This is a genomic window from Stenotrophomonas sp. HMWF023, from assembly GCF_003060985.1.
GTDB lineage: Bacteria > Pseudomonadota > Gammaproteobacteria > Xanthomonadales > Xanthomonadaceae > Stenotrophomonas > Stenotrophomonas lactitubi.
Genome location: NZ_QAIJ01000178.1, coordinates 13,959 through 19,326 on the forward strand (window position 1 = coordinate 13,959; position 5,368 = coordinate 19,326).

The following is a 5,368-nucleotide window of genomic DNA, read 5'->3' on the forward strand; positions in this document are numbered from 1 at the left end:
CGGCCATTGACGCGCACGGCATTGCCTTCCACGACCACTTCGCGGATCGGCGACAGCCCGCCGTTCTGCCACGGCGGGTTCATCTGCATCGGTCGCACCGCGAGGGTCAGCGTGCCTTCGATCGCCGTGCTGCCGGTATTGCGCAGGCGATGGCGTACGAAGGTGACCGGTTGCCCGTCGCGTTCGATGGCGAAGGCCTCGCTGCGCAGTTCCAGCCCCGGTTGCGGCGACCAGGTGGCCGATGGCATCGGCTTCCAGCCATCGCGAAGGGCGTGCTGCACGGGGTGTTCGGCGGCACCCGCCGCGCGGCCATCGGCACTGCGCCAGATCGGCTGCACCAGCGGTGCGCCCTTGTAGGCCTCGATGTTGCCGTATTCGTCGAAGATCGATTTCTGCCGGCCGGCATGCACGCCCACCGCCATCCAGTAGGTCTGCTGCATGTGCAGCGACGCGGGGAACAAGGCGCGCTGCGCGCCGCTGGCGGCGATCTGGTAGCGCTTCATCGGCGTCATCACCGCCTTCGGGCCGAGCAGGCGGATGCGCTTGATCTGCGGTGCATCGCCTTCCACGGTCAGCCGTAGTGCCTGCAGGTCGAGTGGCGCGTCGGCTGCCAGCCAGCTCTGTTGCCGGGTCGCCGCCTGCGCATCGCGCGCCAGTTCGTGCCAGCGGCCTTGCGCGTCCTGTGCCTGCAGGCGTGCAGCGCCGTGCACGTTGGCCCAGTCCACCGCCAGCCCGGTGCTGGGCTGCGCACGGGGCAGGGTGATGTCGAGCGTATGCACGCCGGCATTGCCCGCGGGGATGGCAACCGAGCCGCCACCCTGCCACAGCGCAGCGGACTGGGCGGCATCCAGACCGGTCACCCGTGCAGTGAGCACGGTGTCGAGCGGTTCCATTTCGAAGATGGATACGCCCCAGTCGGAGGTGCGCTGCGGGCTGGCCAGGCGCAGGTAGCGGGCCTGGCGCGGTGCGAAGTACAGGGTCTCGATGCCGCCCAGCGAATCGGCCATGACATAAGCCGTCTGCCACTGCTTGCCATCGAGCGAGGTCTGCAGCGAATAGCCTTCGGGGTTGGAGACATCCCAGGTGAGGCGGGTACCGGCCAGCATCGCCGGTTTGCCGAGATCGATCTGGAACCAATGGCCGGGACTGAACGCGCCACCGGTCACCGTCTTCGGATCGTTGTCGATCAGGTGGCTGATCGCCATCGCCGGAACCTGCTGCGATGACGCGCTGGCCTGCCATTGCGCACGCGGTGGCAGGTTCTGTGCGCTTACGGCTGCAGCCAGTGCGAGGGTCGGCAGCAGCAAGGCCAGGGCAAGGCGCCGGTTCGGCGGGCAGGGAGCGGTCCAGCGGTCAGCGCACAACGTCATTGCGAAGGCCTCACATCAGCAGGGCCCGGGAACGGGCGGGCCTACGCTAGCAAGGGATGTAACCGGTTACATGACGCGTCGCAATATTTCCTGGACATGCTCCAGCCCGACGTTTCATGAATGCGCGCAGATCCGCTCGCGCAACCAGCGATGCGCTGGATCGCGATGCACGCGCTCGTGCCAGAGCATCACCATTTCGAACCCCGGCACATCGAGGGGGGCTTCAACGGCCCTCAAGGCCGGGTCCTGCGCGACAAGGCGCGACGGCATCATCGCCACCAGATCCGTGCGCAGCAGCACGCTGCGCAGGAACAGGAAGTGCGGCACCGACAGCACCACGTTGCGACGCGCGCCGGCATGCGCCAACGCGCTGTCGGTGCCGCCATGGAAGCCGCCGCCATCCGGTGACACGATCACATGGTCCAGTGCGCAGAACTGCTTCAGCGTCGGCCGTCGCCTGAGTCGTGGATGATCGCGGCGCCCGGCCAGTACGTAGCGTTCCTGGAACAGCGGGCGATGATGCAGCGAAGGAGGCGCGTCGGAGGTGATGTGGAGAGCGAGATCGATCTCGCCACGTTCGCTCTGCGCCACCATCTGCGCCGGTGCCAGGCTGACGATCGCAATGCGGATGCCGGGTGCACGCTGGCGCAGGTCGGCCAACGCCGGCAGGACGATCGTGGTTTCGCCGAAATCCGACGCCATGATCCGCCATGTCTGCGTGGCCTGGGCGGGATCGAACGCCTGTACCGGCGCGACCGCGCGCTGCACTGCGGCCAGTGCCTCGGCCAACGGCTCGCGCAGTGCATCGGCCCGCGCGGTGGCACGCATGCCGCGTGGCCCCGGCAGCAGCAGCGGATCATCGAACAGGTCGCGCAGGCGCGCCAACTGCACGCTGACGGTGGGCTGGGCCAGATGCAGGCGCTCGGCGGCGCGGGTGACGTTCTGCTCTTCCAGCAAGGCCTGCAGGGTCACAAGCAGGTTGAGGTCGATACGACGCAGGGTATTGTCCATGGCAATGCCGGGGATTGCAGGAATTCATTTCAACTATAGCGCGGCGACGCCTAACGTGGCCGGCAATCCCTCCCTGGTACCACCATGAACGTCCTGCTTGTCTACGCCCACCCCGAACCGACCTCGCTCAACGGCACCCTGAAGGCCTTCACGGTCGAGCGCCTGCAACGTGCCGGCCACACCGTGCAGGTGTCCGATCTGCATGCCATGCAATGGAAGGCGCAGATCGATGCCGACGATCACATCGGGCGGGATCCTTCGCTGCCGTTCCACGCTTCACTGGATTCTCGCGAAGCCTTCAAGACCGGCCGCCAGAGTGCAGACATCGCCGTCGAGCAGGAAAAACTGCGCTGGGCTGACGCGGTGATCCTGCAGTTCCCGCTGTGGTGGTTCTCGATGCCGGCCATCCTCAAGGGCTGGGTGGACCGCGTGTACGCCTATGGTTTTGCGTATGGCGTTGGCGAACATTCCGATCGGCACTGGGGCGACCGCTATGGCGAAGGCGCAATGTCGGGCAAGCGCGCGATGTTGGTGGTAACCACCGGCGGCTGGGAGTCGCATTACGGTCTTCGCGGTATCAATGGGCCGATCGACGATGTGCTGTTCCCGATCCAGCACGGCATCCTGTTCTATCCCGGCTTTGACGTGCTGCCGGCGCATGTGATCTATCGCAGCAGTCGTATCGATGAGGCGTCGCTGCCTGCCGTGCTGGAGGGTCTGGGTGCGCGGCTGGATGGGCTGGCGAGCGATCCGGTGATTGCTTACCGGCGGCAGAACGCTGGGGATTATCTGATCCCGTCGCTGGAGCTGCGGCCGGAGTTGGCCGAGGGTGAGGCAGGGTTGCGAGTTCACCTCGAACCGTGAATGGCGCATTCGCCTCTGGAAACGCGACGGAGATTCTGTAGGTTCGGCAGTCCAGCGGCACGCGTTGTAGCCGCCCTCAGTGAACTCAGGGAGACGCAGGTCCATTGAAGATGGAATTCAACTTCACCCTCAGATACCACTTGCCTGATACCTCGATTGATCAAGGTGCCCTCGAGCGGCGCCTGCTCGATGCTGGATGTGGAGATGCATTGCTGGGCGTAGGGAGCGCGGCAAGGCTGGCGCTGGAATTCTGTCGTGAAGCGAGCAGTGCCGCCGAGGCGATTCACTCCGCGCTGGCAGATGTGCGACGGGCCGTACCCGGTGCAGAGCTGATCGAAGTCAGTCCCGATCTGGTGGGTCTGACGGATGTTGCTGATCTGCTGGGCATGTCACGGCACAACATGCGCAAGTTGCTGCTCGCGCACCCGCAGACGTTTCCGGCACCGGTGCACGAAGGCAGCGCGTCGATCTGGCATCTGGCCGATATTCTTTCGTGGATGCAGGCGCGCGGCAGCCAGAAGGTCAGCAGCGAGCTGGCGGAGCTCGCTGCTGCGGCGCTTCAGATCAATGTGGCGAAGGAGCAGGAACGGCTGGTTAGCCATCCCGGCTGAGGGTCGTTGCGGGACAGGCCGTTACAGTTCCACCCGCTCCCACCAGCGCGTTCCCGCGGTCGGTGCCTGCATGTCCAGTGCCTCGCCCATCATCGGCGTGGCCACCGGCACGTTCTTTGCCGCAGCCAAAGCGCTGATGCGTTCGAACGGCTGCTGCCACTCGTGCAGGGCCAGGTCGAAGGTGCCGTTGTGGATCGGCAGCAGCCACTTGCCGCGCAGGTCCAGGTGCGCCTGCAGGGTCTGTTCGGGCTGCATGTGCACGAACGCCCAGCGCTGATCGTAGGCGCCGGTTTCGATCATCGTCAGGTCGAACGGACCGTACTTCTCGCCGATGGCCTTGAAGCCATCGAAGTAGCCGGTGTCGCCGCTGAAGAAGATGCGGAAGTCGCCGTCCTGGATCACCCACGAGGCCCACAGGCTGCGATCGCTGTCACCCAGGCCGCGGCCGGAGAAATGCTGGCCGGGCGTGGCGGTGAGGCGCAGGCCAGCGGCTTCGGTGGACTGCCACCAGTCCAACTGTTCGACCTTGGCCGCATCCACGCCCCAGGCAATCAGCTGGTCGCCCACACCCAGCGGCGCGATGAAGCGCGCGGTCTTGCCGGCCAGCTTCATCACGGCCGCGTGGTCAAGATGGTCGTAGTGGTTGTGCGAGAGGATGACGCCGGCAATCGGCGGCAGTTCGTCGATGCTGATCGGCGGTGCATGGAAGCGCGCCGGGCCCATCCATTGCACCGGTGATGCGCGTTCGGAGAACACCGGATCGGTCAGCCAGTACTGGCCGCGCAGCTTCAGCAGGATGGTCGAATGGCCGAGCCGGAACAGGCTGCGGTCAGGCGCTGCGTCCAGCGTGGCGCGGTCCAGCGTCTGCACCGGAATGGGGTGGTTGGGCACGGTGCCCTTGGGCTTGTTGAACAGGAAGGTCCACCAGATCTCCAGGCCATCGCGCAGGCCCATCGCCGGCTTCGGCAGGGCATTGCGGAACTTGCCTTCGCGGTACTGCGGCGAATCGGGGAAGTCGGGGAGGGACCAGGATTTGCAGAAGGTATAGGCGGTCACGGCGAGGATTCCGAGCAGGAGGACAAGGAGCAGGCGCTTCATGGGTGACGTCCGCGGGGTACACTGCACAGTGTAGTTTCCGATTTTCGGAAAGTACACTGCTGGGTGTAAAATGGAGGCATCCGTTCAGCTGTCTGGTCCCGCCATGTCCCGTGCCCCGCAACGCCTTACCGATCGCAAACGCGAGGCCATCGTCCGCGCGGCGGTGGAGGAGTTCCGGTCGGCGGGCTACGAGGCGACCAGCATGGATCGCATCGCGGCGGTGGCTGGTGTCTCCAAGCGCACCGTCTACAACCACTTCCCGAGCAAGGAAGAACTGTTCGCGCTGATCCTGGAAGAGTTGTGGCAAAGCAGCGTGGCCAGCGTCGAGTTGCCGTACCGTGCCGACCAGCCGCTGGAGGTGCAGCTGCTGCAGCTGCTGCGGCAGAAACTGGACCTGCTGGGCGATGCCAACTT

Annotated in this window: 6 protein-coding genes; 3 read left to right on the plus strand and 3 right to left on the minus strand. The window is 65.6% G+C overall.

Annotated features, from left to right (window positions below):
• The coding region (locus DBR20_RS22900) for a discoidin domain-containing protein (RefSeq protein ID WP_258223274.1) at positions 1 to 1,370 on the minus strand (1,370 nt) is incomplete at its 3' end.
• Between the two features lie 114 nt (positions 1,371 to 1,484).
• A complete protein-coding gene (locus tag DBR20_RS09710) occupies positions 1,485 to 2,381 on the minus strand; it encodes a LysR family transcriptional regulator (protein ID WP_108266030.1) in 897 nt (298 codons plus the stop codon).
• Positions 2,382 to 2,465: 84 nt separating this feature from the next.
• Between DBR20_RS09710 and DBR20_RS09715 the strand changes: the two genes are divergently transcribed.
• Together DBR20_RS09715 and DBR20_RS09720 are read left to right on the plus strand one after the other, a co-directional pair.
• Positions 2,466 to 3,245, plus strand: a complete 780-nt coding sequence (locus DBR20_RS09715) for an NAD(P)H-dependent oxidoreductase (RefSeq protein ID WP_108266031.1) — start codon at positions 2,466 to 2,468, stop codon at positions 3,243 to 3,245.
• Between the two features lie 110 nt (positions 3,246 to 3,355).
• The gene (locus DBR20_RS09720) at positions 3,356 to 3,856 is read left to right on the plus strand and encodes a DNA-binding protein (protein ID WP_108266032.1); all 501 of its coding nucleotides are present in this window, start codon (positions 3,356 to 3,358) and stop codon (positions 3,854 to 3,856) included.
• Between the two features lie 21 nt (positions 3,857 to 3,877).
• Here DBR20_RS09720 and DBR20_RS09725 read toward each other — a convergent pair whose 3' ends face one another.
• On the minus strand, positions 3,878 to 4,954 hold the full coding sequence (locus DBR20_RS09725) for an MBL fold metallo-hydrolase (protein ID WP_108266033.1): 1,077 nt from the start codon (positions 4,952 to 4,954) through the stop codon (positions 3,878 to 3,880).
• Between the two features lie 103 nt (positions 4,955 to 5,057).
• Between DBR20_RS09725 and DBR20_RS09730 the strand changes: the two genes are divergently transcribed.
• The coding region (locus tag DBR20_RS09730; protein ID WP_146186982.1) for a helix-turn-helix domain-containing protein at positions 5,058 to 5,368 on the plus strand (311 nt) is incomplete at its 3' end.

What these genes read in the sequence shown, in the direction of transcription:
- DBR20_RS09710 (WP_108266030.1), bottom strand. Translation starts at nt 2,381, where the DNA reads ATGGACAATACCCTGCGTCGTATCGACCTCAACCTGCTTGTGACCCTG.
- DBR20_RS09715 (WP_108266031.1), top strand. Translation starts at nt 2,466, where the DNA reads ATGAACGTCCTGCTTGTCTACGCCCACCCCGAACCGACCTCGCTCAAC.
- DBR20_RS09720 (WP_108266032.1), top strand. Translation starts at nt 3,356, where the DNA reads ATGGAATTCAACTTCACCCTCAGATACCACTTGCCTGATACCTCGATT.
- DBR20_RS09725 (WP_108266033.1), bottom strand. Translation starts at nt 4,954, where the DNA reads ATGAAGCGCCTGCTCCTTGTCCTCCTGCTCGGAATCCTCGCCGTGACC.